Consider the following 26,120-nt stretch of genomic DNA (forward strand, 5'->3'; position numbering starts at 1 on the left):
AGGCGAGGCACTGTGGCAGAGGCGTACATCGTCGGGGCGGTCCGCACCCCGGTCGGTAAGAAGAAGGGTGGGCTGTCCACCGTCCACCCCACCGATCTGGCCGCGCACACCCTCAAGGCGCTCATCGACCGCACGGGCGTCGACCCGTCCGCGGTGGAAGACGTGATCATGGGCTGCGTCATGCAGTTCGGCCCGCAGAGCATGGACATCGCGCGCAACGCGTGGCTGTCGGCCGGCCTGCCGGAGAGCGTCGCCGGGGTGACCATCGACCGTCAGTGCGGCTCCTCCCAGCAGTCCATCCACTTCGCGGCCCAGGGCGTGCTGTCCGGCACCCAGGACCTCGTGGTGGCCGCCGGGGTCGAGTCCATGAGCATCGTGCCGATGGGGTCGTCGATCACCGCCGCGCTGGAGAAGGGCATGCCCTTCCCGTTCGGGGACATGTGGGTCGAGCGGTACGGCAAACAGGAGATCTCCCAGTTCCGCGGCGCCGAGCTCATGTGCGAGAAGTGGGGCCTCGAACGCGAGGAGCTGGAGCGCTTCGCCTACGAGAGCCACCAGCGGGCGGCCAAGGCCGTGGCGAACGGCTACTTCAAGGACCAGATCGCCCCGGTCAACGGCGTCGAGGACGACGAGGGCCCGCGCGCGGACACCACCCTGGAGAAGATGGCGTCGCTGAAGACGCTGCGGGACGGCGGCCGGATCACCGCGGCCACCTCGTCGCAGATCTCCGACGGCTCCGGGGCGCTCCTGATCGCCTCCGAGCAGGCGGTCCGCGACCACGGCCTGACCCCCCGGGCGCGCATCGTCACCCTGGCGCTCACCGGGGACGACCCGGTCTACATGCTGACCGCGCCGATCCCGGCCACCCAGAAGGCGCTGAAGAGGTCAGGCCTGTCGATCGACGACATCGACGTCACCGAGATCAACGAGGCGTTCGCCCCGGTCCCGCTGGCGTGGATCAAGGACATCGGCGCCGACCCCGCCAAGGTCAACCCCAACGGCGGCGCGATCGCCCTGGGCCACCCGCTCGGCGGGACCGGCGCGATCCTGATGACCAAGCTCCTGCACGAGCTGGAGCGGACCGGCGGCAGGTACGGCCTGCAGACGATGTGCGAGGGCGGCGGCCAGGCCAACGTCACCATCATCGAGCGGCTCTGAGCCGGGCGCCCGGCTCAGAGCCGGGCGCTGCACGAGACGGACGCCCCGCCCCGGGAAATCGGGGCGGGGCGTCCGCCGTCTCAGCGTCCGCCCTTGCCGGGGATCCGGCGCGGCTGCTGGGTCGGCCTCATCGGCAGGTGCGGCATCGGCAGGTGCCGCGGCGCCGCCGGAGGCAGGTTCCGCTCGGGCAGCGGAGTGTGGGTCTTGGTGGTCTTGTTCTTCCCACCGCGCTTTTGGCCGGCGTGAATTCGCATATGGACTCCTTGAGGATGATGACGACGCGGTCGATGCCGTGCCGGAGACTCAGCTGCCGCGTCAGACGTACGGGGCCAGAGGGCTGAGTGTGCGGGCGGATCAGTCGGAACTGATCGACGCCGGCTCTTAGGAGTTGATCCACATGCGATCGACCGTACGGCGGTCGCCCCGGACGGCGCAACCCATTTAATCCCGGCCGATCCCGTTTAATCCCGGCTGATCCCGGCACGGATCCCCGCCCCGGAGGGCAGCCTCCGGGGCGGGGATCCGTGCCGGGCCGCGCCCCGCCGCCTCGGGCGGGGCGTTCTCAGCCGATCGACCGGTGCACGTTCTCGGAGGTCGAGGCGCCGGGGGTGGCGGCGGCGATCCACGGGCCGTCGATGGAGGCGTCGAGGATGCCCTCCTCGAGGAAGGTGTAGCGGCCCTTCAGGAGCTGGCGCGCCAGCCGCACGTCCCGGGCGTCGCTGTTGTCCCACAGCTGGTCGAACAGCGCGTCCGCGCGGAGCCGGGCCTGGTGGCAGAAGGTGTCGGCGAGCTCGGCGGGCTTGCGCCCGAGCTCGGCGGTCTCCTCACGGGCGCGGACACACGTCGCGGTGATCGCGAAGAGCTCGGCGCCGATGTCGACGATCCGGCCGAGGAAGCCCTGCTTGTGTTCGAGCCTCCCCTGCCAGCGGGACATGCCGTAGAAGGTGGAGCGGGCGAGCTTGCGGCTGGTCCGCTCCACGTAGCGCAGGTGCCGGGCCAGCGCGCCGAACTGCGCGTAGGACCCCGGCCTGTTGCCCGACCCGGCGACCAGTGTCGGCAGCCAGCGCGCGTAGAAGCCGCCCGCCCGTATCGCGGCGCGGGCCTTGGCCCTGCCGTCCAGCGACGGGTCGATGAGCTCGCCGGCCGCCGTCAGGTGCGCGTCGACCGCCTCGCGGGCGATCAGCAGCTGCATGATCTCGGTGGAGCCCTCGAAGATCCGGTTGATCCGCATGTCCCGCAGCACCTGCTCGGCCGGGACCCCGCGCTCGCCCCGGGCGGCCAGCGACTCGGCCGTCTCGTAGCCGCGTCCGCCGCGGATCTGGACCAGCTCGTCGGCCACCTTCCACGCCATCTCCGAGGCGTACAGCTTGGCGAGCGCCGCCTCGATCCTGATGTCGGTGCTCTCCTCGTCGGCCATCCGGCACGACAGCTCCATCACCGCTTCGAGGGCGTAGGCCGTGGCGGCGATGAAGGCGATCTTCCGGGCGACCGCCTCGTGCTCCCCGATGCGGCGCCCCCACTGCACCCGCTCGCCGCCCCACTCCCTCGCGATCTTCACCGCCCACTTGGAGTTGCCCGCGCAGACGGCCGGGAGCGAGAGCCGGCCGGTGTTGAGCGTGGTCAGCGCGATCTTCAGGCCCTGGCCCTCACGGCCGATCAGGTTGGCGGCCGGGACGCGGACCCGGTGGAACCTGGTCAGGCCGTTCTCGATGCCGCGCAGGCCCATGAACGCGTTGCGCCGCTCGACGGTGATCCCCGGGGTGTCCGCCTCGACGACGAACGCGGAGATCTTCGCGCCGGTGCGGGCCATGACCACCAGCAGACCCGCGACGACCCCGTTGGTCGTCCACAGCTTCACGCCGTCCAGCACGTAGTCGTCGCCGTCGCGCACCGCCGTGGTGGCCAGCCGTGCGGGGTCGGAGCCGACGTCGGGCTCGGTCAGCAGGAAGGCCGACACCTCGCCCCTCGCGCAGCGGGGCAGGAATCTCCGCTTCTGCTCCTCGGTGCCGAACTGCTTCAACGGCTGCGGCACCCCGATCGACTGGTGCGCCGACAGCAGCGTGCTCAGCGCCGGGCAGTATGACCCGACGAGCATCAGCGCCCGGCCGTAGTCGAGATGGCTCAGCCCCAGCCCGCCGTACTCCTCCCCGATGGTCATCCCGAAGGCGCCCAGCTCCGCCAGCCCCTTGACCACCTCGTCCGGCACCTGCGCGGTCCGCTCGATCAGCGCCGGATCGACCCGGGTGTCCAGGAACCGCCGCAGCGCCCGGAGGAACTCCCCGCCCCTGCCGGTCCCGGCCCCGGACAGCGCCGGAGCCGGACGCACCAGGTCGAGGCGGAAGTCTCCCAGGAAGAGCTGCCTGCCGAAGCTGGGGCGGGCCCATTCCTTCTCCCTGGCCTGCTCGGCCACCTCGCGCGCCTTGGTGTAATCGGTCATTGTGACCTCCTCGGGCATAGATCACCTCGACGTTACGCCCGGGTGGCGGCTCCGGGAAAGCAACGACGCGGTAGGAGTCCGATATGCCCGCAGGTGCCCTCGCCGAGGGCCGAGGTGCTCCGGCGGCTGATCCGTCGACGCCGGGTGACGATCACATCCGGGACGGTCAGCGGGGGAGGGGCGCGCTTTACTTCGGGACGCGGGCCACGCAGAAGACGGTCTGGCCGAAGGGCGGCCGGACGAAGCGCTCGATGAAACGGGTGGCGGGGACCACGGTGCGGTCGTAGATCTTCACCAGGCGCGGGTCGGGGTAGCCGACACCGCCGCGGCGGACGGCGGCCCACCACGCGATGCCGCCGAGGAAGTTGATCGGCTTGAGCACGTCGATGTCCAGGCCCGCCTTGGAGACCGTGCTGCGCAGGGTGGCCGGGGTGTAGCGGGTCACGTGGCCGACCTTGCGGTCGAAGTCTCCGTAGAGCTGCATGTAGCCCGGGACCCAGATGACGATCCGCCCACCGGGGACGGTGACCCTGGCGAGGGAGCGCAAGGCCTCGACGTCCTCCTCGATGTGCTCCAGGACGTTCATCATCACGACGGTGTCGACCTTCTCGCCGATCGGGATGTCGGTCGGCAGGCCGAACTGCAGCACGTCGATGTCGTCGCGGCCGGTGAAGCGCTTGCGCAGCTGCTCCACGCAGTAGGGGTCGAAGTCGCTGACCACCAGCCGGTCCAGCCGCGGCAGGAACGCCTCGGCGAAATGGCCCAGACCGGAGCCGATCTCCAGCATGGAGCGGCCCACGTGCGGGGCGACCATGTCGAGCTCGTACTGCCGGTAGTTCTTGGCCTCGTCCCCACCGAGGTGGTTCTCCAGGGCCTCGTCACCGGCCGCGGGTTGCACTACGCGGTCATACCCAGACATGCGGTTCCGTCCAGATCGCTAACAGAAAGCCGTGGCGCGGGGGCCACGGCTGCGGACAGGCAGAGTCTAGTAGCGCTTCCCCGGGAGCGGCCCCCCAAACGACATCCGGCGGCCTAGCATGGGCCACCCCATGGAAACTACCTTCGTCGGCAGGCACGCAGAGATCGCACAGGTGGTCCGCCTGATGCGGGGGGCCCGGCTGGTCACGCTCACCGGGCTGGGCGGCGTCGGGAAGACGCGGCTGGCGGGCCGGGTGGCGGAGGAGGTCGCGGCGGACTTCCCCGACGGCCTCTGGCTGGTCGACCTGGCCGATCTGACCGACCCCTACCTCCTGGCGGAGACCGTGGCCGGTGGCATGGGCCTGGCCGACCAGCCGGCCCGGCCGCAGGAGGAGGCGCTGGCGGAGTGGCTGGGCTCGCGCAGGTCGCTGCTCGTGCTGGACACCTGCGAGCACCTGGTCGAAGCGGTGGCCTCGCTGGTGGACACGCTGCTGCGCCGCGCGCCCAACCTCCGGGTGCTGGCCACCGGCCGTCAGCCGCTCGGCGTGTCGGGCGAGCACATCCACCTCGTCTCGCCGCTCCCGGCCGAGGACGCGGTGGCCCTGCTGCTCGACCGCGCGGGCCCGGCCGCCGGCGCGGACGGCGTGGCGGAGCTCTGCGCGGGGCTCGACGGCATCCCGCTGGCCATCGAGCTGGCGGCCGTACGGCTGCGCGCCATGCCGCCCGCGCTGCTCACCCGGCGGCTGGGCGACCGCTACCACCTGCTGACCGGCGGTGGCGGCCCGGTGCGGCACGAGTCGCTGCGCGCGGCGATGGGCTGGAGCCACGAGCTGTGCACCCCGGCCGAGCGGTTGCTGTGGGCCCGGCTGTCGGTGTTCGCCGCCGGCTTCGACCTGGAGGCGGCCGAGCGGGTCTGCGCCGGCGGGCCGCTCCCGGCCGGGCTGGTGCTCGAAGCGCTGAGCGGGCTGGTCGACAAGTCGCTCGTGCAGCGGGAGGAACACCCCGCCGGCGTACGGCTGCGCATGCTGGAGACCGTCAGGGAGTTCGGCGCCGAGTGGCTGCTCAGGCTGGGCGAGACCGGCGCGGTCCAGGGCCGTCACCGCGACCACTACCTCCGGCTGGCCAGGCGGTGCGCCGTCCAGTGGCCCGGCCGGCAGGTGGAGTGGTACGGCCGGATACGGGCCGAGCGGCGCAACCTCCGCAGGGCGTTCGAGCTGTGCCTGGCCGACCCGGAACGGTCCAGGGCGGCGCTGGGCCTGGCCGGGACCCTGTGGTCCCTCTGGATCTGCTGCGGCATGCTGCGCGAGGGCCGCCACTGCCTGGAGACGGCGCTGCGCCAGGACACCGGTCCCAGCCCGGAGCGGATCAGGGCGCTGTGGGTCTGCGCGTGGGTGGCCGCGCTCCAGGGCGACCTCGGCGCCGCGCGGGAACGGCTCGACCGGTGCCGCGCCGAGGACGCCGAAGGGAGCGCCGCCGGATACATCGCCCAGCTGGAGGGCCTGCTCTCCCTGGCGCGGCGCGACCACCTCCGGGCGGTCGAGCTGCTGGAGGAGGCCATGGCCTGGCACATGGCCAAGGGCGACGTGCTGTCCGGGCTGCTGCCCTGCTACACGCTGACGGCGCTCGGCCTGCTGGCGGCCGGCAGACCCGAGGAGAGCGCGGAGACGCTGGCGGAGGGGCAGGCGCTCTGCGAGGCCCACGGGGAGGAGTGGAGCAGCGCCCAGATGGAATACGTGTCCGCCTGGGCCGAGCACGTCAGGAACAGCGCGTCCGGGGCGCTCCGCCACGCCAGGACGGCGCTCGCCGCGGCGCGGCTCTTCGAGGACCCGCTCCTGAGCGTCGCCTGCGTCGAGATGATCGCCTGGGCGGCGGTGGCGGAGGGAGCCGCGCGCCGGGGAGCCCGGCTGCTGGGCGCCGCCCAGGCCGTCCGGGACTCCTCCGGGCTGCCGCAGTCCGGCTCACCGATCTCCGTCCCGGTCCGGGAGCGGGCCGTGACCCATGCGGTGAAGGTCCTCGGCGGTGGAGAATTCGACACCCTGTTTGCCGAGGGGCAGGGCTTTGACCTGGGCATCGCTGTGAAATATGCGCTGGGGGAGAAGATCTCATAACCGGGGGTGCCGTACCCCGGCGGGCCTTTGGCCGGTTCCGTGGTTGGCTTGCCACCTCACGCGGAGGGGCTGGGGAGCGGTGGCGCAGACGCGGACGCGCCGGGACAACGTCCCGGCGGAGACGAGCAGTCTCGTCGGGCGGCGGGAGGAGCTCGCTGAGATCGCCGTGCTGGTCGGCCGGTCACCGCTGGTGACCCTCACCGGCGGTGCCGGCGTGGGCAAGACGAGACTGGCGGTCAGGACGGCCGACCGGCTGCGCGGCTCCTTCGCCGACGGGGTGTGGGTCGTCGAGCTCTCGGCCCAGCAGAACGGCGACCTGATCGGCCACGACATCGCCGCCGTCCTCGGCCTGCGCGAGCAGTCGGCGCGCCCCCAGCCGGAGGTGCTGGCCGACTTCGTCGCCGGCAAGCGGCTGCTGCTGGTCCTGGACACCTGTGACCATCTGACCGACGCCTGCGCGGCGCTGCTGCGCCGGATGCTGCCCGAGGCTCCGCACGCGCGGGTGCTGGCCACCAGCCGCCGGCCGCTGGGCCTGCCCGGAGAGCGGGTCCTGCCGATCGAGCCGCTGGCGGCGCCCGGGGACGCGGGGGCGGACGCGGTCCGGCTGTTCACCGAGCGGGCCCACGCCCTGGTGCCCGGCCTCACCCTCGACCCCGCGGCGGTGGCCCGGGTCTGCCGCCGGCTGGACGGCATCCCGCTGGCCATCGAGCTCGCCGCCCGGCGGCTGCGGACGCTGTCGCTCCAGCAGATCGCCGAACGGCTGGACGACCGCTTCGAGCTGCTCGTCGGGGGGAGCCCCGCCCCGTTGAGACGCCACCAGACGCTGCGCACCGCGGTCGGCTGGAGCCACGAGCTCTGCACCGCGCAGGAGCGCCTGCTCTGGGCACGGCTGTCGGTCTTCGCCGGGCCGTTCGACGCCGCCGCCGCGCGGGCGGTCTGCGCCGACGAGCGGCTGCCGGTGCTCCCGCTGTCCGGGCTCGTGGACAGGTCGATCCTGACCGCCGAGGGGTCGCGTTACCGGATGCTCGACACGGTCCGCGACTACGGCGGTGAGTGGCTGCGCCGGCTGGGCGAGGAAGACACCCTCACCCGCCGCCACCGTGACCACTACCTGGCCCAGGCCCGCAGGGCGGAGGCCGAGTGGTCCGGCCCGCACCAGCTCCACTGGGCCGACTGGGCCCGGCGCGAGCTGCCGAACCTGACGGCCGCCCTCGACCACGACGACGGGGCCGACCTGGTGACCGCGCTCTGGTTCGTCTGGTGCTGTCTGGGACAGGCACGGCGGGGGCGCCGCCACCTGGAGCGGGCGCTCCGGCGGCACACGCGGCCGGGCCCGGCGCGGACCAAGGCCCTGTGGGTGTGCGCCTGGGCCGCGCTCGCCGACGGCGACACGGCGGCGGCCCGTGCCCGGGCCGCCGAGGCGTACGAGACGGCGATCGCGGCGGGCGACTCCGCCGCCGCCGGCCGCGCCCGGCAGGTCGCCGCGGCCGCCGCCCTGGCCTGCGGCGACCTCGACGGGGCCGGCCGCCTCGCGGCCGAGGCGGCCGAGCTGTCCGGGCGGGCGGACCCCGACCACGCCGGGCTCGCCGCCGCCGAGGTGACGCTGGCCATGGTGTCCGTCGTCCGCGGCGAGCCCGACCGGGCCGTGGAGGTGCTGGCGCGGCAGAGGGAGCGGTGTGCCGGACGCGGCGAGCTGTGGGCGCGCGCCCAGGGCGACTACGTGCGCTCGCTCGCCGAGCTGGACCGCGGCGAGCCCGGCGCCGCCGAGGCCCACGCGCGGGCGGCGCTCGAGGTGAAATGGCGCCTGGGCGACGTGGTGGGCGGCGCCCTGGCGATGGACCAGCTCGCCGCCGCCGCCGCGGCGGGCGGCGACGGGCGCCGGGCCGCCTGCCTGCTCGGTGCCGCCCGGCGGATGCGGGCGGCCGCGGAGCCGTCCCGGCCCGGTCCGCCGGGGCCGGCGGCCTCTCGCGCGTCCGGGAAGGGCTCCGGAGCCCCCCGTGCCCTGGGGCCCGGAACCCCCCGCGCCCTGGGGGAGGACCCGGTGGGGCCGGACGGACCGGGCCCGGCGGCGGCGCACGCCGCGGCCGTTCACGCGCCGGTGTCCCGCGAGGGTGCCGCGGCCTCCCGCGAGCGTACGGAGCGGCGGGCCAGGGCACTCGTCGGCGACGCGGTCTACGACCGCCTGTTCGCCCGGGGGCTGGTCATGGATCCGGGCGTGGCCGTGGCGCGGATCCGGGACGCCGGCGGCGACCGGGCCGGTGGCCGTACGGCCGCGCACGGCGAGCCCCGCTGACCTCACGGCCGCCCGCCCGGGGCCGAGGCTCCCGACCGGGTGGTCAGGCCGGGCGGTCAGGCCGCCATTGAGCGGCAAACTCTGACGATTCGGAAATTCCACCGTGCACGGGAGGAACTTCGACCTTGGAACGACGGTGAGTTTTGCACTCGGGAAGAAGTAAACCCCACCCGCGAGAGGGAGGCTGACCGGTCCGTGACCCTGACGGGGTGCGATTCCCACAGAGTGGAAGGAGCACGAACCGATGGAACGGAACCCATGGTGGCGCGGGAACCTCCCCGCGGAGACGACCGGCTTCGTCGGCCGTGAGAGCGAGATCCGGGAGCTGCTGAAGCTCCTGGCCGAGACGTCGCTGGTCACGGTCACCGGCGCCGGAGGCGTCGGCAAGTCACGGGTCGCGGTAAGAGCGGCGGAGGAATGCCACGGCTCCTACCCGGACGGCGCCTGGCTGGTGGAACTGTCCGGCGAACGCGACGGCGACCTGCTCGCCCACATCGTCGCGGCCGCCCTGGGGTTGCGCGAGCAGTCGGCCCGCCCCGGGGGCGAGGTGCTGGCCGAATTCCTCGCGGGCAAGAACCTCCTGCTGATCCTGGACGGCTGCGAGCGTCTCCCGGACGCCTGCCGCGACCTCGTCACCGCCGTCCTGGCCGGGGCGCCCGGCGTGCGGATCATCGTGACCTCCCGGCAGGCCCTCGGCCTTCCGCGGGAGGCGCTGCTGCCCCTCGGGCCGTTCGAGCCGCCGGCCCCCGACGCCGCGGGGCCGATGACGGACGACGCGCTCCGGCTCTTCCTCGACCGGGCCCGGGCCGCGGCCCCCGGCCTGGAGACGGACGGGGCGGCACTGATGTCCGCGGCCAGGATCTGCCGGCGGCTGGACGGCATCCCGCTGGCCATCGAGCTGGCCGCCGGCCTGCTCCGGACGCTGCCGCCGGAGCGGCTCGCGGGGTGGTCGGAGGAGCGGTCTGGAGCGTCGCCGCCGGAGCGGCCCGCGGGGCGTCCCGAAGGACGGCCCGGAGCGTCGCCGGTGGAGCGCCGAGGGGAGCGGCCCGGGGGACCGTACGACGATCGGGGGCCGCTGTCCCGCCCCGGGAGCCCGCACGCCACCCTGCGCACCGTGATCGGCTGGAGCCATGAGCTGTGCGGCCCCGGGGAGCGCCTGCTCTCGGCCCGGCTGTCGGTCTTCGCCGGAGACTTCGACGCCGAGGCCGCCCGGTGGGTGTGCGGCGACGGCCTGGCCGACGTGCCCGTTCTGCTGGCCGGCCTGGCGGACAGGGCACTGCTCGCCCGCGTCCCCGGCGGCTACCGGCAGCCGGAGGCGGTCAAGGAGTACGGCCGGCGGCGGCTCGCCCGGCTCGGGGAGGAGGCCGGGCTGCTCCGCCGACACCGCCGCTACCACCTCGACCTGGCACGCGGGGCCGACGCCGGCTGGTACGGCCCCGGGCAGGAGGGGTGGGCGGCCCGGCTGGACTCCTCCAGCACCGATCTCCGCCGCGCGCTCGGCTCCGGCGACCCGTCGAGCCCGCTGTCGGTCGAGCTCGCCGGGAGGCTCTGGATCCTCTGGCTCTGCCTGGGCCGGTCGGGCGAGGGCCGCCACCACATGGGGCGGATGATCGACGCCGCGCCCGGCACCGATCCCGGGCTGCCCAGGCTCCTGTGGGCCGACGGCTGCGTGGCCATCGCCGAGGGGGACCTGGAACGGGGCCGCCGCCGGCTGGAGGCGGCCCTGTCGGCCGCCCTCGACGGGGACGACCACACGACGGCCGGGCACGCCCGGCTCCAACTGGCCGTCCTCTCCCTGTCCGTCGGCGCCTTCGACGAGGTGGAACCCGGCATCGAGCGCGCCCGTGAGTGTTTCCGCAGGGCCGGCCGGGCGACCGTCGGCGAGCCGCTCGCCCTGGTGACCCTGGCGATGGCGGTCACCTGGCGCGGCGAGTTCGCCAGGGCCGTCTCCATGCTGGAGGAGGTGCAGCGGCTCTGCGACGCCAGAGGCGAGCGCTGGGCCCGAGCCTGCGGTGACTACGTGCTGTCCATCGCGCGGCTCGGCCTCGGCCGGGCGGCCGAGGCCGCGGCGGCGGCCAGGCAGTCGCTCGACGTCAAATGGCGGCTGCGCGACACGGCCGGCGTGGCGCTGGCCGTCGACCAGCTCGCGGTGATCGCCGCGGTCGAGGGGGACGGCTACCGCACGGCCCGCCTCCAGGGCACGGGAGCGCGGCTGCGGGCCATGTCCGGGCTGCGGAGGTCCGGCTGCCCGCAGGGCATGTCGGAGCCGGGGACGGTCGCCGAGCGCACGGCCAGGCAACTGCTCGGCGACGACGCCTACGACGCGGCCTTCGCCGAGGGCCACGACGACGACCCCGACTCCGCGGTGGCCTACGCCCTCGCTGACAGCGCCCACCACGGCCCGGGCCGTGGACCGGCCGTCAGGTCGGCCGTGGTCCGAACCCGCGGACCGGCGCTCGCCTGAGCCCGTAGGGCGGTCACGGTCCGGGCTCGCAGGCCGGCCGTGATTCGGGCCGGGAGGACGGCGGTCGCCCGGCCCCGTGGACCGGCCGTGGCCCGGGACTCCGGCCGGGAGCTCCTGCCCGGGGGCTTCCCTCCGGGCGTCGCCGTGCGGTGGAATCTCTCACGACACCGCGAAGGAGCCCCCGACGGACGACGACGAGGCAATCGCCCGCTCCCTGGCCGGTGACCTGGACGCCTACGAGGTGCTGGTCACCCGCTACAGCGCGCTCGCGCACCGCACGGCGGCGATGCTCGGCGCCGCCGACGAGACCGAGGACGTGGTCCAGGAGGCGTTCGTCAAGGCATACCGCCACCTGGCCGGCTTCCGCCGTGAGGCGCCGTTCCGGCCCTGGCTGCTGCGGATCGTGGCCAACGAGACCCACAACCTGACCCGTTCGCGGGGCCGCCGGGCCGAGCTGGCCGTGAAGCTGACCGAGCTGGACCCTCCCGGGGTGGAGGACCCGCAGGACGTGGCCGTCGCCACCGACCGGCGGACCCGGCTCCTCGACATGGTCCGTACGCTTCCCGTGCGGGAACGTGAGGTCGTCGTCTGCCGGTATTTCCTGCAACTGTCGGAGGCCGAGACCGCCCAGGTGCTCGACCTCCCGGCCGGCACCGTCAAGTCGCGGGCCTTCCGCGGCCTGAAGCGTCTGCGTGAGGAGGTGGACCGTGACCTCGCCTGACGATCTCGAAGCCCGGCTCCTCGCCCTCGGCGAGTCCGTCGACGTCCCGGCCCCGCCCCCCGCCGGGGTGGCGCGGGCCGTACGGGCGCGTCTGGAGGCCCTCCCCGCCGCCGACCGTCACCCCGCGCCCGCCCCGCCCACCGCGCCGGTACGGCGGGCATGGCGGGCGCCGAGGCTCGGCGGTCACCTACGGCGGCGGGCGATCGTCTCCGCTGTCGCGATCCTCCTCGCCCTGTTCCTCGGAGGAACCCCGGTGGGGCGGGCCGCGGTGACGCAGATCCTGCGGTTCGCGGGGGTGGAGCTGGAGATCGGTGCCCCCGGGCCGCTGCCGTCCGGGCTGCCGGAGCCGCTGCCGGGGGAGCGGCGGGTCACCCTGGAGCAGGCCCGGGAGCAGGCGGCGTTCCCGATCTCCGTCCCGGCCGGGCTGGGCGATCCCCGCGAGGTCAGGGTGGGCGACGGAGGCCGGGTCGTGTCGCTGCTGTGGCCGGGTGTCAGGCTCGACGAATACGACGGCACGCTCCAGGTCGTCTTCCGCAAGGAGCTGGGCCCGCCCTGGCCGGAGGAGGTCCCGGTGGCGGGCGCCTCCCGGGGACAGTGGATCCAGGCCCGCCACGGCCTGAGCTACCTGCCCCGGGGCGGCGGCCAGGCCCCGGTCCGCCCCCGCACGGCAGGCCCCACGCTCATCTGGCAGGAAGGACGGACCGGCCTGCGCCTGGAGGGCGTCGGCGATCTCCGGCGGGCCCTGGAGATCGCCGGCTCAGTCCGCTGACGCCAGCCACTCGTCGATCTCCTTGAACAGCTCCCGGCGGACGTGCTCCGGGGCCGTCGACGCCCGGATCGACTGCCGGGCCAGCTCGGCGAGCTCCGCGTCGTCGAAGCCGTACACCTGCCGGGCCAGCTCGTACTGCGGCAGCAGCCGGGCGCCGAACAGCAACGGGTCGTCGGCGCCCAGCGCGATCGGCACGCCGGCGTCGAACAGCCGCCGCAGCGGCACGTCCTCGGCCCGCTCGGCCACCCCGAGCCCGACGTTGGAGGTGGGGCAGACCTCACAGGTGATCTGCCGTTCGGCGAGGAGCTCCATCAGTCGCGGCGACTCGGCCGCCCGCACGCCGTGTCCCACCCGGTCGGCGCCCAGCACCTCGACGCACTCGGCCACGCTGGCGGCGCCCAGCAGCTCCCCGCCGTGCGGTACGGCCAGCAGCCCGGCCCGTTTCGCGAGCCGGAAGGCCCCGTCGAAGTCACGGGCCCGGCCGCGGCGCTCGTCGTTGGAGAGCCCGAAACCGACCACGCCGTGGTCCATGTACTGGGTGGCGAGACGGGCCAGCGTCTTGGCGTCCAGCGGGTGCCGGGTCCGGTTGGCGGCCACCACGACCGCGATCCCTATACCCGCGTAGCCGGCCGCCTTGTCCGCGGCGTCGAGCATCAGCTCCATGGCCGGGGTGAGCCCGCCGAACCGCTGGGCGTATCCCGACGGGTCCACCTGGATCTCCAGCCAACGGGACCCCTCGGCGGCCTCGTCCTCGGCGGCCTCGCGCACCAGCCGGTAGACGTCGTCCTCCCGCTGCAGGACCGCCCGCGCGATGTCGTAGAGCCGCTGGAAGCGGAACCAGCCGCGCTCGTCGGTCGCCCGCAACCTGGGCGGCCAGTCCTCCTTCAGCGAGTCCGGCAGGTGCAGACCCTGCTCCCGGGCGAGCTCGATCAGGGTGGAGTGCCGCATCGAGCCGGTGAAGTGCAGATGCAGGTGGGCCTTGGGCAGTTCGCTGAGGGGACGTGGCATTTCCATATGGTGCCGTACGGCCGGCACCGGCGGTCACCGTTGGCCCCAACCCGCCGGCGACCCGTCGGCGCGCCCGCGCCGGGGCGCCCCGGCCGGCACGCCTTTCCCGGCCGGGGCGCCCGCCGGCGTCCGGGCCCGTCCGGCGGGTCCGTTCTGGGGGTCCGTGTCGCGAGTCCGCGCTGGGAGTCCGTTCCCCGGATCCGGTCGTGGGGCCGGCGGCGCGGCTGCCACGGCACATGTTCCTGACTGGCGGCGTGACCCGGGGAAATGTGGCAGATGGGGTACCAGCCGACCGTTCCGTCATGCGACCGTAGGGACACGTGTAGTCAGTACGGAGCTGGGGCTGCAATGAGAGCGGATGTCTTCGTCGGCAGGCAGGCAGAGCTGGCCGAGGTCTCCGCCCTGCTGGAAAGGGCGCGTCACGTCACGCTGACCGGCACCGCGGGGGTGGGCAAGACCCGCCTCGCGCTGAGCCTGGCCCGGACCCTCGGAACGGAGTTTCCCGGCGGCGTCCACGTCGCCGACCTGTCCGACACCCCCGCGGACCTCGCCTCGCTGGCCGAGACGCTCGCGGACGCGGTCGGCGCCGCCCGGCGGCCGGGCGAGCCGGCGATGGAGGCGCTGGTCCGCCGGCTCGCCCGGGGCCGGAGCCTGATCGTCCTCGACGGCTGCGACCGCGCCGTCGGCGCGGCGGGCATCCTGGTCGGCCTGCTGCTGCGCTCCGTCGAGGGGCTGCGGGTCCTGGTCACCAGCCGGCAGCGGCTCGGGCTCCCCGGCGAGCACCTCTACCAGGTCGGCGGCCTGCCCACGGCCGACGCCGTCCACCTGCTCGCCGTCCTCGCCGACAGGAGGCTCGACGGCGTCGACGCGGCGGCGCTCTGCGAACGGCTCGACAACCTGCCGCTGGCGATCGAGCTCGCCGCCGCCGCCCCCGACCCCGCCGCCGCCGACGTGTTCGCCACCGCCTCCGACGGCCGGCGGCACGGCTCCATGCGCGCCGCCCACGGCTGGAGCCACGAGCTGTGCAGCCCGCAGGAGCGCCTGCTGTGGGCCAGGGCGTCGGTCTTCCCCGACACCTTCGACCTCGAAGCCGCCCAGGACGTCTGCACCGCCGACGGGCTCGACGCCGGCGAGGTCCTCGACACCCTGCTCGGCCTGATCGACAAGTCCGTCCTCGCCCGCGAGGAGGGGGAGTTCGACGTCCGCTACCGCCTGCCGGGCACCGCCCGCGCGTTCGGCGCCGTCTGGCTGGAGCGGCTCGGCGAGACCGGCGAGACGCGCCGGCGCCACCGCGACCACTTCCACGGCCGCTCCGCCCGCGCCGAGCTGGACGGGGAGCACCTGCAGCTGGAGCGGTACCGGCGGCTGGCAGCGGAGACCGGCAACATGCGCGTGGCCGTCGAATACTGCTACTCCCGGCCGGAGGAGCACCGCAAGGGCCTCGACATGGCCGGCAACCTGTGGTCGCTGTGGACGCGCTGCGGCATGCACGCCCTGGGCGACGAGCTTCTCCGGCGCGGGCTGGACCTCGCCCCCGCCCCCGGTCCCGAGCGGCTCAAGGCGCTTCTGGCGCACGCCTGGCTGTCGATCCGGCGCGGTGAGCTCGAACACGCGGAGCGCACCCTCGCCGAGTGCGTCGCCGCGGACGCCGACGGACACGCCGCGGCCTACGTCAGCCAGTTCCGGTCCCACCTGGCGGTGCTGCGGGGCGAGGTGGGCGAGGCCCTGCGGCACATCAGGCACGCCCGCGGGCGGCACCGCTCGACCGGCGACTTCTTCCCCGGCTTCCTGCCCACCTACACGGTCATGGCCACCGCCATGATGCTCGAAGGCAATCACGGGCAGGCCGTGTCCGTCCTGCAGGAGGGGCGCGACCTCTGCGAATCCTGCGGCGACCAGTGGACCCTCATCCGCCTGAACCTCCTCCTGGGCCAGCTGGAGCACCTGCTCGGCAACAGCGCCGAGGCCGCCGCCGCCATCCGCGACGCCCTCCTCGGCGCCCAGCTGTTCGGCGACACCTTCTCCATGCTGGAGGGGCTGGAGCTGTCCGCCGTGATCGCCGAGTCCGGTGTGGACGACACGTTCGCCGCCCTCCTGCTCGGCGCGGCCGACGCCGCCTGGCGGAGCGCCGAGGTGTCGCCCAGCCGCTCACCCATGCTTGCGAGCCTGCTGCGCGTCGCCGAGCTGAGGCTGCGCGGGCGCATGGGCAGGACGGAGTTCGAGCGGCTGGCCAGGGTGGGGTCCTCGATCAGCCTGCAGACCGCCGTGGAGCGCACGCTCCAGGAGACCTTCTCCCGGTTCTGACCCGTACGGCTCCCGATTCTGACCCGTACGGGGAGCCCGCCCGCCCCAGGGGCGCCCCCGCGCCCCGGCCGGCTCCGCGAGCGGCGGGCCCCACGCGTGTGCCGGGGGCCGTGGCCGTACACGAGGAAAGGCCCGGGCGCGGGCCCGGGCCTTTCCTCGTGCAGACGTGCCCGGGGCTAGCGGGCGCCGCCCAGGAACTTGGCCACCCGGCTGACGCCCTCGACGAGATCCTCGTCGCCCAGCGCGTAGGACAGGCGGAAGTAGCCCGGGGTGCCGAAGGCCTCGCCGGGGACGAGGGCGACCTCGGCCTCTTCGAGGATCAGCTCGGCGAGCTCGGCGGAGGTCTGCGGGCGCCTGCCGCCGAAGTCCTTGCCCAGCAGTTCCTTGACCGACGGGTAGGCGTAGAAGGCGCCCTTCGGCTCGGGGCAGAGCACGCCCGGGATCTCGTTCAGCATGCGGACCATGGTCTGGCGGCGGCGGTCGAAGGCCTCGCGCATCTTCGCCACGGCCGACAGGTCGCCGCTGACGGCGGCCAGGGCGGCGGCCTGGGCGACGTTGGCGACGTTGGAGGTGGCGTGCGACTGCAGGTTGGTCGCCGCCTTGACGACGTCCTTGGGGCCGATCAGCCAGCCCACCCGCCAGCCGGTCATCGCGTAGGTCTTGGCGACGCCGTTGAGGACGACGACCCTGTCGCCCAGCTCGGGCACGACGGTGGCGATGCTGGCGAAGGTCGCGCCGCCGTAGGTGAGGTGCTCGTAGATCTCGTCGGTGACGACCCACAGGTCGTGCTCGGCGGCCCAGCGGCCGACCGCCTCGACCTGCTCGGGGGTGTAGACCGCGCCGGTCGGGTTGGACGGCGAGACGAACAGCAGGACCTTCGTGCGCTCGGTGCGGGCCGCTTCGAGCTGCTCCACGCTCGCGAGGTAGCCGGTGGTCTCGTCGGTCACGACGTCGACCTGGACGCCGCCGGCCAGCTTGATGGCCTCGGGGTAGGTCGTCCAGTAGGGGGCGATGACCAGGACCTCGTCACCCGGGTCCAGCAGCGTGGCGAACGCCTCGTAGACGGCCTGCTTGCCGCCGTTGGTGACCAGGACCTGGGCGGCGTCGACCCGGTAGCCGGAGTCGCGGAGCGTCTTGTCGGCGATGGCCTGCTTCAGCTCCGGCAGGCCGCCGGCCGGCGTGTACTTGTGGAACTTGGGGTTCCGGCACGCCTCGACGGCAGCCTCGACGATGTAGTCGGGAGTCGGGAAGTCCGGCTCGCCGGCGCCGAAGCCGATGACCGGGCGGCCCGCCGCCTTCATCGCCTTGGCCTTGGCGTCCACGGCGAGCGTGGCGGACTCGGAGATCGCGGAGATACGCGCTGAGATGCGAGGACGGGTCATGCCTCCATGGTTACAGACCTGTGGCTCTGTTTCCGCCGCTTATCCAGGATGTGGACGAGTCACCAGCAGGCCGTACAAGAGGGTTAAAGAGGCGGTAATCCGGGAGGCGACCGGGACGGATCGTCACCGGTTCGACGTGGAGGCCATTCCCACGTAGACTCCCCATGGTCTTCCCGCCGTATGCGTGAATCGGCGGTCAAGACCGTGAGCCACGGACAAACCTCGGTCCAACCGATGTATGGTGGTTCATGTCTTAGGGCACTAGCGCAATTGGTAGCGCACCGGTCTCCAAAACCGGCGGTTGGGGGTTCGAGTCCCTCGTGCCCTGCGAGGAGCGGTCCGCGCATCAGGGCGTCTAGCGCGCCGCAGACATGCGTTGGATACGACCGGATCAGGTGAGGACTGTGGCGATCGACACGCGCGGCGAAACCGCAGACAAGCCGAGCGGTGAGAAGAAGGCGAAGCGCACTTCTCCCGCCCTTTTCTACCGGCAGGTTGTCGCTGAGCTGCGCAAGGTCATCTGGCCTACGCGTAAGGACCTGATTTCTTACACCATAATCGTGCTGGTCTTCGTTCTACTCATGGTCGGGATCGTGGCTGGGCTCGACGCGGTGTTCACCGAGGGCGTCCTGCGGATCTTCGGCGGAGCCTGAGCCGCCATCCGGCGTGTCCTCCCGCGGTAAGTCCATCAGCCCATCGACGGAAAGAGAATGAGTCACCGTGTCCGAGTCTTCACACCCGGCCGGCGAGCCCCGCGAGGAGCGGGCGGGCGAGCCGGAAGAGGTCATCGACGCTGCGGAGGACTCGCTCGCCGAGTCCGACGACTTTGACGTCGATGCCGACGCCGAGGCCGAGGACGAAGAGGCCCCGGCCGACGCCGTCGACGAGGCCGAAGAGGCCGAGGAGGCCGAAGAGGTCCCGGCGGACGACGTCGACGAGGACGGTGACGTCCTCCCCGACGTCGACCCGGTCGAGGAGTTCAAGCGCCATCTGCGGAGCCAGTTCGGCGAGTGGTACGTCATCCACTCCTACGCCGGCTACGAGAACCGCGTGAAGTCCAACATCGAGACCCGCACGCAGTCCCTCAACATGGAGGACTACATCTTCCAGGTCGAGGTGCCCACCCACCACGTGACCGAGGTGAAGAGCGGCAAGCGCCAGCTCGTCAAGGAGCGGGTGCTGCCCGGCTACGTGCTGGTCCGGATGGACCTCACCGACGAGTCCTGGTCCGCGGTGCGCAACACGCCCGGTGTTACCGGCTTCGTCGGCCTGTCCAACAAGCCGAGCCCGCTGAGCCTCGAAGAGGTCGCCAAGCTGCTCGCGCCGGAGCCGTCCGAGGAAGCCAAGAAGTCCACCACCAAGGCCACCGCCGCCACCGTCGACTTCGAGGTCGGCGAGTCGGTCACGGTCATGGACGGCCCGTTCGCCACGCTGCCCGCCACGGTCAGCGAGATCAGCGCCGAGTCGCAGAAGCTCAAGGTGCTGGTGTCGATCTTCGGTCGTGAGACCCCGGTTGAGCTCTCGTTCAACCAGGTCTCGAAGATCTGACCCGGTCACATAAACTAAGACGTTCGGCGGCCGTGCTTCGCGTAGTGCGGCCTGCCGACATGCTCCCCGTGTCTGCGTGGGAGCCGCATCACCCCGATTAGGACCCGGAGAGAACCATGCCTCCTAAGAAGAAGATTGCGGCACTGGTCAAGGTCCAGCTTCCCGCTGGCCAGGCCACGCCCGCTCCGCCGGTCGGTACCGCCCTCGGTCCGCACGGCGTCAACATCATGGACTTCGTGAAGCAGTACAACGCTGCCACCGAGGCCCAGCGCGGCAACATCATCCCCGTTGAGATCACCATCTTCGAGGACCGCACCTTCACCTTCATCACGAAGACGCCCCCGGCGCCTGAGCTGATCAAGAAGGCCGCCGGTGTGGCGAAGGGCTCGCCCGTCCCGCAGAAGGACAAGGTCGGCAAGCTCACCAAGGAGCAGCTGCGCCAGATCGCCGAGACCAAGATGCAGGACCTCAACGCCAACGACATCGAGGCGGCCGAGAAGATCATCGCCGGCACCGCCCGGTCGATGGGCATCACGATCGCCGACTAGTTGGAAAGCGGCGAGCCGGGCCCGGCGGCGAGCGCGCGGACGCGAGACATGATCCGCGTGACCGGCGGGGGTCCGACAGCGGACGCGGCAGTGAGCGCGTCCGGCACCACAACTTCGAAGTAAGTGGAGGGGCCAGGCGCTGGCCCGCACCACGAACACTCGGATCCACAGGAGTGATCAAGTGAAGCGCAGCAAGGCTTTCCGCAACGCGGCGGAGAAGATCGACAGCGAGAGCCTCTACAGCCCGGCCGAGGCGGCCAAGCTGGCCAAGGAGACCTCGGTCACCAAGTTCGACGCCACCGTCGAGGTCGCCCTGCGACTCGGCGTCGACCCCCGCAAGGCGGATCAGATGGTGCGTGGCACCGTCAACCTCCCGCACGGCACCGGTAAGACCGCCCGGGTCCTGGTCTTCGCGACCGGTGACCGTGCCGAGGAGGCCCGCGCGGCGGGCGCCGACATCGTCGGTGCCGACGAGCTGATCGACGAGGTCGCCAAGGGCCGTCTCGACTTCGACGCCGTCGTCGCCACCCCGGACCTCATGGGCAAGGTCGGCCGCCTGGGCCGCGTGCTCGGTCCGCGTGGTCTGATGCCCAACCCCAAGACCGGCACGGTGACCCCGGCCGTCGGCAAGGCCGTCACCGACATCAAGGGCGGCAAGATCGAGTTCCGTGTCGACCGGCACGCGAACCTGCACTTCATCATCGGCAAGGTGTCGTTCGGCGAGCGCCAGCTCATCGAGAACTACGCCGCCGCCCTCGACGAGGTGCTGCGTCTCAAGCCGTCGGCGGCCAAGGGCCGTTACATCAAGAAGGTCTCCTTCTCCACGTCCATGGGCCCGGGCATCCCGGTCGACCCGAACGTGACGCGGGCGATGACCGCCGAGCTCGACGCCTGATACCAGACGTCCCCGTAAGAGGGCCTCAACCGAATGGCCATTCGGTTGAGGCCCTTCTTCGTTCTCCCGGAGGACGCGCGCCGGGCGTCTGCCACGTAGTGTCGTAGACAAGTTGATCGGGGGACACGAAGGGGTGAGACGGATGCGCCGATTGGCTCCCGCACTGGCACTGGGAGCGGCCGCGCTGGTCGCGGTCACGGGATGTGGTGCGCAAGACGGCACCGCATCCCTCGGAAAGGTCAGGCTCGCCGCCGCCGAGGCGGTGCAGCAGAGCGCGCAGCGGGCCGGGGAGGTCACCTCCTACTCGGCGGACCTGGTGCTCGACGCCACCGGTGGGGACAAGGGCGCGAGCAAGGTCCAGGGCAGCCTGCTCTACCAGAGCAAGCCCGAGCTGGCGACCGACATCAAGCTGGACACGATCACCTTCGGCGGGCAGAACGTGCCCGGTGGCGCGCGGGCGATCCTGTCCGGTGACACCGTTTACGTGAAGTCGGAGCTGATCAACAAGTTCGCGGGCGCGACCAAGCCGTGGATCAAGGTGTCGCTCACCGAGCTCGACGCCCAGGAGCAGGCCGAGGTCAAGGACGTGATGGCCCAGGTCCAGCAGTTCGACCTGGCGGGCACCGTCAAGTTGCTGACGGCGTCGAAGGACGTCAAGGCGGTCGGCACCGAGACGGTCGGCGGGGTGGAGACGACCCACTACAGCGGCACCTTCCCGGTGGCGGAGGCCGCGCAGCTGGTCGACCCGGCCGAGCGTGAGCAGCTCCAGGAGGAGCTCTCGCGGGTCAAGGACGTCAAGTTCGACCTGTGGTCCGACGCCGAGAGTCTGCCCCGCAGGGTGACGCTGAGCGGCTCCGAGCAGGGTGCCACGTTCAACCTGGCGGCCTCCTTCAGGGGCTTCAACGAGCCCGTGCAGATCGCCGCGCCGCCCGCCGACCAGGTGGGCGACCTCCCGGACGGCCCCGCCGGAAACTGATCTCCGGCCACGGCCCGCGTCCCCGGCCCGGATGGCCGGGGACGCGGGCCGTCCTGCCCGATTTGGCATGCGGCCCGGCAGGCCGTATGCTGTCAACGCCGAAGACCGCCGGTCGTCGTCGGGCCTCATGGCCTGATGACCCAAGGATCCACGTCTGTGGACGGCCCGCGTAGGTGTGATGTGAGTTTCCATTTGGTTTGATCCTTATGTGAGCCCCGTGCGCCTGCGCCGGGGCTTGTCTGTGTTCATGGGCCTTTGCCGGCGGCACATCTGGAAGGAGGCCCATGGCGAAGGCGGAAAAGGCAACGGCTGTAGCCGAGCTCAAGAGCAGCTTCGAAGGCTCTAGCGCTGCCGTTCTGACCGAGTACCGCGGTCTCACCGTCGCTCAGCTCAAGCAGCTGCGCGTCTCTCTCGGTGAGAATGCGAAGTTCGCCGTGGTGAAGAACACGCTGACCAAGATCGCGGCCAACGAGGCCGGGATCAACCAGCTCGACGACCTGCTCGCGGGTCCGTCGGCGATCGCGTTCGTCAACGGCGACGTGGTCGAGGCTGCCAAGAGTCTGCGTGACTTCGCCAAGGCCAATCCCCTCCTGGTCATCAAGGGTGGTGTCGTCGACGGCAAGTCGATGTCCCCGGCCGAGATCAGCAAGCTTGCCGACCTTGAGTCGCGCGAGGTCCTCCTCGCGAAGCTGGCCGGTGCTCTGAAGGCGAAGCAGGGCCACGCGGCCGCCGTCTTCAACGCGCTGCCCACCAACATGGCTCAGCTGGCCGAGGCTCTGCGCGCCAAGCGCGAAGAGGCCGGCGAGTAGGTCCGCGCAAGCGGTCGTAGGGGATTAGCGCATACATACCGCGGTCCCAATTCTTAGTTGTTAGATCCATACGGAGGAACCACCATGGCGAAGCTCAGCACCGACGAGCTGCTCGACGCTTTCAAGGAGATGACCCTCCTTGAGCTGTCCGACTTCGTGAAGCTCTTCGAGGACACCTTCGACGTCAAGGCCGCCGCTCCGGTCGCCGTCGCCGCCGCTCCGGGCGTCGGTGGCGCTGCCGCCGCCGAGGAGGTCGAGGAGCAGGACGAGTTCGACGTCGTCCTCGAGGCCGCCGGCGACAAGAAGATCCAGGTCATCAAGGAGATCCGCGCTCTGACGAGCCTGGGCCTCAAGGAGGCCAAGGACCTCGTGGACGGCGCCCCCAAGCCCGTCTTCGACGGCAAGGTCAACAAGGAGCAGGCGGAGAAGGCCAAGGCCGCCCTCGAGGCCGCCGGCGCGACGGTCACCGTCAAGTAATTCGGCTTCACCGGAGAGAGCGGGTCCACCAGGTGCCGGTGGCCCGCTCTTTCTGTGTCCGCACGGGCGTGTCCCCTCCGAGGGGGCACGCCCGTGCGTCGTTTCCACGGGCACGCCCGCGCGCACGGCCGGCCGCTGCCGGCCATGCGGTCACTGTTGGACGCCATGTCTCATAACCGTGCCGTAACGATCACGGGATCTTATTGGACCCTCTTCCAATCCGGGCGATCGTGGCTACGGTTGTGTCATCCGTAGGTGATTCCCCGTCAAGCCGCCGACCGGTCACGATCGGTGGCCTCCGGAGGGCGGCACGTGGGCGTCGAAGTCGTGGTCGAGGGCCTGACCAAGTCGTTTGGCAGGCAGGTCATCTGGGAGGACGTCACGCTGACCCTCCCCGCCGGAGAGATCTCGGTGCTGCTCGGCCCCTCGGGCACGGGCAAGTCCGTCTTCCTGAAGACCCTGGTCGGTCTCCTGAGGCCCGAACGCGGCCACATCTGGATCGACGGCCACGACCTGGCCAACTGCAGCGAGAACAAGCTCTACGAGCTCCGGAGGTTGTTCGGCGTCCTGTTCCAGGACGGAGCCCTGTTCGGCTCGCTCAACCTCTACGACAACATCGCCTTCCCGCTGCGCGAGCACACCAGGAGGGGCGAGAGCGAGATCCGCCGCATCGTGATGGAGAAGATGGACCTCGTCGGCCTGCTCGGCGCGGAGGCGAAACTCCCCGGCGAGATCTCCGGCGGCATGCGCAAGCGGGCCGGCCTGGCCCGGGCGCTCGTCCTCGACCCGGAGATCATCTTGGTCGACGAGCCCGACTCCGGCCTGGATCCGGTCCGCACGGCCTATCTGAACCAGCTCTTCGTCGATCTCAACGCGGAGACCGAGGCGACGTTCCTCATCGTCACCCACGACATCAACACCGCGCGCACGGTGCCCGACGACATCGGCCTGCTGTTCCGGCGGGAGCTGGTCATGTTCGGGCCGCGCGAGATGCTGCTCTCCAGCGACGAGCCCGTCGTGCGGCAGTTCCTCAACGCCCGCCGTCACGGGCCGATCGGCATGTCCGAGGAGAAGGACGTCTCCGAGCTGGAGGCGGAGGCGCAGATGGGGCACGACCCGGGCGGCCTGCCGCCGATCCCGCCGCAGCTCATGCCCAGCGCGGGCCGGATCCGGCGCACGCAGCGCCCGCCCGGCTCCTGGCTGGCGGCCAACGGCGTCATCCCGCCGCCGAACTCGTTCGTGGACGAGCGGGGCCGCAACTGGCTGGAGGAGTATCCCCGCCTCGTCGCGGCCCACGTCAACAGCGTGAGGTGACCCCGCCCCCGTGACAGGGGTCCCTCCGGCCCGCAGGGCAGGAGCCCTCCCGCCCCCTCCGGTCCCGCCTCGCGGGGGTTCTCCCGGCCTCGTCCGGTGGAGTCTCCCGACCCTCCGGCCCGACCCCTCCGGCGGGGGCTCTCCCGCCCCCTCCGGCGGAACCTTCCGACCCGCCCCGCGGGGTCCTCCCGGCCCGTACGGCGGGCTCCGGGACCGGCGGAGCCGCAAACGGCTCCGGAAAGCCTCCTGTGGGTGATCCGCGCGACGGGTTATGATCCGGCGACCGGGGGCTTACCGGTCTGGACGGCCGGCGCTGGGCGGTCGCCGGCCGGCGTTCCGGAGACCGTGCGACGGGAGACAACGCATGGCGGTGAAAGCTGCTCGGCCCCCTCGCCCGCTGAGGATCGCCGGACCGGCGCTGGGCGTGCTGATCGCGGCGCTGCTGGCCGCCGCCTTCTGGATCGGCGGGGACCTGCGTCAGGCCCAGGCGGCCGCCGACGACCGCGAAGCGGCGGTCCAGGCGGCGGGGGCGCACGCGGTCGATCTGCTCTCGGTCAGCCATCCGAGCGTCGACGCGGACATCAAACGCATCCTCGACACCTCCACGGGGCCGGCCAAGGCGGAGTACGCCAGGAACCTCGCGGCGCTCAAGGAGACCACGCTCAAGGACAAGGTCGTCCAGACGGGCGCGCTGCGCGCCTGCGGTCTCGTCTCGCTGCGGGGGGACAGGGCCCAGGTGATGGCGGTGGGCGATGCGCTGATCCGCCGGGAGGGGAGCAAGGACGCGCCGCAGGAGCGGTTCTACCGGTGGAACATGGAAGTGACCAAGGTCGGAGGCGTCTGGCTCGTGTCGAAGGCGGAGTTGGTCCTGTGACGCGCCTGTCCCTGCTGGTGACGGGGGTGCTGACCGCGGTGGCGTTCGCGCTCGCGGCCGCCGTCTGGGTCATGTCCGCCGACCTCGGCCGGCTGCGCGAGGAGGAGGCCGACGGGCGTGAGGCGCTGGCGGCGGCGCGCCTGGTCGCCTCGGACATGTTGTCGTACGACTATCGTACGATCGAACAAGATTTCGCACGGGCCGGAGGCTACACCACCGGCGCCCTCACCGAGCACTACAAGAAGCTCGCCACGACCCTGGTGCCACTGGCGAAACGGGAGCACACGGTGCAGCAGGTGACGGTGGCGGGGGCGGCGGTCGAGTCGGCCCGGTCCGGCCGGGTCGAGGTGCTGCTGTTCATGAACACCGGCACCGTGAAGACCCTCGCGGGGGAGAAGGAGCCGCGGCGCCAGGTCAGCCAGAACCGGGCCCGGCTGGTCATGGTCAGGAAGGATTCGCGCTGGCTGGTGGCGGAGCTGTCCACGTTGCTCGGAGACCCTCCGCCGGGCTAGTCGGCGTGGCGGGTTGCTCAATTGTTAGTAAAGACCATGTTTGGGCCTGGCAAGCCTCCGGGTACATCACCCATGGCAGTGTCGATCGTCAGCCGTTCCTCGGCTAGCGTTCGAACCGGCGTGTGACTGAGCGTTAGCCACCCCAGGTCGCGGGTATCGTCTTGGAGCCGGTGGTGTGCGCAGGTCACGTGGGGGGAAAACTCCCAGCGTCACGGCTGCTTCCCGGCCGAAATGTCGGGTCGCGGGCTTGACGTTTCGGCGCTGACGGGCGATGCTGCGACCAACGTGGAGCATGCAGCAAGACTGAAGTGGACAGGTGTATGCCGTTCGGCTACACTGCCCCTTTGCGCTGCCCTTTGACGACCCGCTTCTTTTGGTGCTCTGATGCATGGTCGTCTGGCGTGCGTGTAGTCAGTCCGCCGCGAGCCCTCGGAAGGACATCTGTTGGCAGCCTCGCGCAACGCCTTCGCCGTACCCGCTGGTCCCCGTCGTGTGTCTTTCGCACGAATTCAGGAGCCGCTCGAAGTTCCTGATCTTCTCGCTCTCCAGACCGAGTCCTTCGACTGGTTGCTCGGCAACGAGAAGTGGAAGGGGCGGGTCGAGGC

Annotated in this window: 22 protein-coding genes and 1 tRNA gene; 18 read left to right on the plus strand and 5 right to left on the minus strand. The window is 72.0% G+C overall.

All coding sequences use genetic code 11. The annotated features are described in order from the left end of the window. Positions 1-12: 12 nt before the first annotated feature. Entirely contained in the window at positions 13-1,158 is a 1,146-nt protein-coding gene (locus tag ACZ6R6_RS25205) for an acetyl-CoA C-acetyltransferase (RefSeq protein WP_470097161.1), read from the plus strand. An 80-nt stretch (positions 1,159-1,238) separates the two neighbouring features. On the opposite strand, the gene ACZ6R6_RS25210 is transcribed toward ACZ6R6_RS25205, so the two are convergent. From ACZ6R6_RS25210 to ACZ6R6_RS25220, 3 genes are all read right to left on the minus strand, one after another. Further along, complete coding sequence (locus ACZ6R6_RS25210; protein ID WP_470097163.1) at positions 1,239-1,412, minus strand: hypothetical protein; 174 nt, start codon at positions 1,410-1,412, stop codon at positions 1,239-1,241. Positions 1,413-1,720: 308 nt separating this feature from the next. Next, a complete protein-coding gene (locus ACZ6R6_RS25215; protein ID WP_470097165.1) occupies positions 1,721-3,595 on the minus strand; it encodes an acyl-CoA dehydrogenase family protein in 1,875 nt (624 codons plus the stop codon). A 187-nt stretch (positions 3,596-3,782) separates the two neighbouring features. Next, on the minus strand, positions 3,783-4,493 hold the full coding sequence (locus tag ACZ6R6_RS25220) for a class I SAM-dependent methyltransferase (protein ID WP_306859681.1): 711 nt from the start codon (positions 4,491-4,493) through the stop codon (positions 3,783-3,785). A gap of 151 nt (positions 4,494-4,644) precedes the next feature. On the opposite strand from ACZ6R6_RS25220, the gene ACZ6R6_RS25225 reads away from it, so the two are divergent. The 5 genes from ACZ6R6_RS25225 (at position 4,645) to ACZ6R6_RS25245 (ending at position 12,868) form a co-directional block, all read left to right on the plus strand. Further along, positions 4,645-6,621: an ATP-binding protein gene (locus ACZ6R6_RS25225; protein WP_470097167.1), complete on the plus strand. Its 1,977-nt coding sequence runs from the start codon at positions 4,645-4,647 to the stop codon at positions 6,619-6,621. A 79-nt stretch (positions 6,622-6,700) separates the two neighbouring features. Continuing rightward, positions 6,701-8,914 carry an ATP-binding protein gene (locus ACZ6R6_RS25230; protein ID WP_470097169.1) on the plus strand — a complete coding sequence of 738 codons (2,214 nt, stop codon included), beginning with the start codon at positions 6,701-6,703 and terminating at the stop codon, positions 8,912-8,914. Positions 8,915-9,158: 244 nt separating this feature from the next. Next, the gene (locus ACZ6R6_RS25235; RefSeq protein WP_470097171.1) at positions 9,159-11,378 is read left to right on the plus strand and encodes an ATP-binding protein; all 2,220 of its coding nucleotides are present in this window, start codon (positions 9,159-9,161) and stop codon (positions 11,376-11,378) included. 76 nt (positions 11,379-11,454) lie between these two features. After that, complete coding sequence (locus ACZ6R6_RS25240; RefSeq protein WP_470097173.1) at positions 11,455-12,099, plus strand: RNA polymerase sigma factor; 645 nt, start codon at positions 11,455-11,457, stop codon at positions 12,097-12,099. Continuing rightward, positions 12,086-12,868 (plus strand): hypothetical protein, encoded by a 783-nt coding sequence (locus ACZ6R6_RS25245; protein ID WP_470097175.1) that lies wholly within the window; start codon positions 12,086-12,088, stop codon positions 12,866-12,868. The genes ACZ6R6_RS25240 and ACZ6R6_RS25245 overlap by 14 nt, the downstream gene beginning before the upstream one ends. On the opposite strand, the gene ACZ6R6_RS25250 is transcribed toward ACZ6R6_RS25245, so the two are convergent. Beyond that, a complete protein-coding gene (locus ACZ6R6_RS25250) occupies positions 12,857-13,882 on the minus strand; it encodes an adenosine deaminase (protein ID WP_470097177.1) in 1,026 nt (341 codons plus the stop codon). The two genes, ACZ6R6_RS25245 and ACZ6R6_RS25250, sit on opposite strands and share 12 nt — an antisense overlap. A gap of 342 nt (positions 13,883-14,224) precedes the next feature. Between ACZ6R6_RS25250 and ACZ6R6_RS25255 the strand changes: the two genes are divergently transcribed. Continuing rightward, positions 14,225-16,180, plus strand: a complete 1,956-nt coding sequence (locus ACZ6R6_RS25255; protein WP_470097179.1) for an ATP-binding protein — start codon at positions 14,225-14,227, stop codon at positions 16,178-16,180. A gap of 176 nt (positions 16,181-16,356) precedes the next feature. Here the strand turns inward: ACZ6R6_RS25255 and ACZ6R6_RS25260 are convergent, their stop codons facing one another. Then, positions 16,357-17,562 (minus strand): pyridoxal phosphate-dependent aminotransferase, encoded by a 1,206-nt coding sequence (locus ACZ6R6_RS25260; RefSeq protein ID WP_470097181.1) that lies wholly within the window; start codon positions 17,560-17,562, stop codon positions 16,357-16,359. Between the two features lie 255 nt (positions 17,563-17,817). Here ACZ6R6_RS25260 and ACZ6R6_RS25265 point away from each other — a divergent pair. From ACZ6R6_RS25265 to ACZ6R6_RS25315, 11 genes are all read left to right on the plus strand, one after another. Next, a tRNA-Trp gene (locus tag ACZ6R6_RS25265) sits at positions 17,818-17,890 on the plus strand. A gap of 76 nt (positions 17,891-17,966) precedes the next feature. Next, on the plus strand, positions 17,967-18,215 hold the full coding sequence (gene secE / locus ACZ6R6_RS25270; protein ID WP_306859662.1) for a preprotein translocase subunit SecE: 249 nt from the start codon (positions 17,967-17,969) through the stop codon (positions 18,213-18,215). Between the two features lie 67 nt (positions 18,216-18,282). Further along, entirely contained in the window at positions 18,283-19,110 is an 828-nt protein-coding gene (gene nusG, locus ACZ6R6_RS25275; RefSeq protein WP_470097183.1) for a transcription termination/antitermination protein NusG, read from the plus strand. A 116-nt stretch (positions 19,111-19,226) separates the two neighbouring features. Beyond that, positions 19,227-19,658, plus strand: coding sequence for a 50S ribosomal protein L11 (gene rplK / locus ACZ6R6_RS25280; protein ID WP_470097185.1), 432 nt, complete (start codon positions 19,227-19,229; stop codon positions 19,656-19,658). Positions 19,659-19,839: 181 nt separating this feature from the next. Further along, positions 19,840-20,553, plus strand: a complete 714-nt coding sequence (gene rplA / locus ACZ6R6_RS25285; protein WP_470097187.1) for a 50S ribosomal protein L1 — start codon at positions 19,840-19,842, stop codon at positions 20,551-20,553. A 142-nt stretch (positions 20,554-20,695) separates the two neighbouring features. Continuing rightward, positions 20,696-21,529, plus strand: a complete 834-nt coding sequence (locus ACZ6R6_RS25290; RefSeq protein WP_470097189.1) for an SCO4651 family lipoprotein — start codon at positions 20,696-20,698, stop codon at positions 21,527-21,529. Positions 21,530-21,813: 284 nt separating this feature from the next. Further along, positions 21,814-22,338 carry a 50S ribosomal protein L10 gene (gene rplJ, locus ACZ6R6_RS25295; protein WP_326819884.1) on the plus strand — a complete coding sequence of 175 codons (525 nt, stop codon included), beginning with the start codon at positions 21,814-21,816 and terminating at the stop codon, positions 22,336-22,338. A gap of 84 nt (positions 22,339-22,422) precedes the next feature. After that, entirely contained in the window at positions 22,423-22,815 is a 393-nt protein-coding gene (gene rplL, locus ACZ6R6_RS25300) for a 50S ribosomal protein L7/L12 (RefSeq protein ID WP_470097191.1), read from the plus strand. Between the two features lie 255 nt (positions 22,816-23,070). Next, the gene (locus tag ACZ6R6_RS25305; protein ID WP_470097193.1) at positions 23,071-24,129 is read left to right on the plus strand and encodes an ABC transporter ATP-binding protein; all 1,059 of its coding nucleotides are present in this window, start codon (positions 23,071-23,073) and stop codon (positions 24,127-24,129) included. Positions 24,130-24,493: 364 nt separating this feature from the next. Continuing rightward, a complete protein-coding gene (locus ACZ6R6_RS25310; RefSeq protein ID WP_470097195.1) occupies positions 24,494-25,003 on the plus strand; it encodes a hypothetical protein in 510 nt (169 codons plus the stop codon). Then, positions 25,000-25,515 (plus strand): hypothetical protein, encoded by a 516-nt coding sequence (locus ACZ6R6_RS25315; RefSeq protein WP_470097197.1) that lies wholly within the window; start codon positions 25,000-25,002, stop codon positions 25,513-25,515. The genes ACZ6R6_RS25310 and ACZ6R6_RS25315 overlap by 4 nt, the downstream gene beginning before the upstream one ends. The last annotated feature ends 605 nt before the right edge of the window (positions 25,516-26,120 follow it).

It is taken from the genome of Streptosporangium sp. NPDC048886 (genome assembly GCF_055586905.1).

Excerpts from the sequence above, each read along its gene's own strand:
- ACZ6R6_RS25250 (WP_470097177.1), bottom strand. The coding sequence starts at position 13,882 with ATGGAAATGCCACGTCCCCTCAGCGAACTGCCCAAGGCCCACCTGCAT.
- ACZ6R6_RS25310 (WP_470097195.1), top strand. The coding sequence starts at position 24,494 with ATGGCGGTGAAAGCTGCTCGGCCCCCTCGCCCGCTGAGGATCGCCGGA.
- ACZ6R6_RS25225 (WP_470097167.1), top strand. The coding sequence starts at position 4,645 with ATGGAAACTACCTTCGTCGGCAGGCACGCAGAGATCGCACAGGTGGTC.
- rplJ (WP_326819884.1), top strand. The coding sequence starts at position 21,814 with ATGGCGAAGGCGGAAAAGGCAACGGCTGTAGCCGAGCTCAAGAGCAGC.
- ACZ6R6_RS25210 (WP_470097163.1), bottom strand. The coding sequence starts at position 1,412 with ATGCGAATTCACGCCGGCCAAAAGCGCGGTGGGAAGAACAAGACCACC.
- rplK (WP_470097185.1), top strand. The coding sequence starts at position 19,227 with ATGCCTCCTAAGAAGAAGATTGCGGCACTGGTCAAGGTCCAGCTTCCC.
- ACZ6R6_RS25255 (WP_470097179.1), top strand. The coding sequence starts at position 14,225 with ATGAGAGCGGATGTCTTCGTCGGCAGGCAGGCAGAGCTGGCCGAGGTC.
- ACZ6R6_RS25215 (WP_470097165.1), bottom strand. The coding sequence starts at position 3,595 with ATGACCGATTACACCAAGGCGCGCGAGGTGGCCGAGCAGGCCAGGGAG.
- ACZ6R6_RS25290 (WP_470097189.1), top strand. The coding sequence starts at position 20,696 with ATGCGCCGATTGGCTCCCGCACTGGCACTGGGAGCGGCCGCGCTGGTC.
- ACZ6R6_RS25235 (WP_470097171.1), top strand. The coding sequence starts at position 9,159 with ATGGAACGGAACCCATGGTGGCGCGGGAACCTCCCCGCGGAGACGACC.
- rplL (WP_470097191.1), top strand. The coding sequence starts at position 22,423 with ATGGCGAAGCTCAGCACCGACGAGCTGCTCGACGCTTTCAAGGAGATG.
- ACZ6R6_RS25260 (WP_470097181.1), bottom strand. The coding sequence starts at position 17,562 with ATGACCCGTCCTCGCATCTCAGCGCGTATCTCCGCGATCTCCGAGTCC.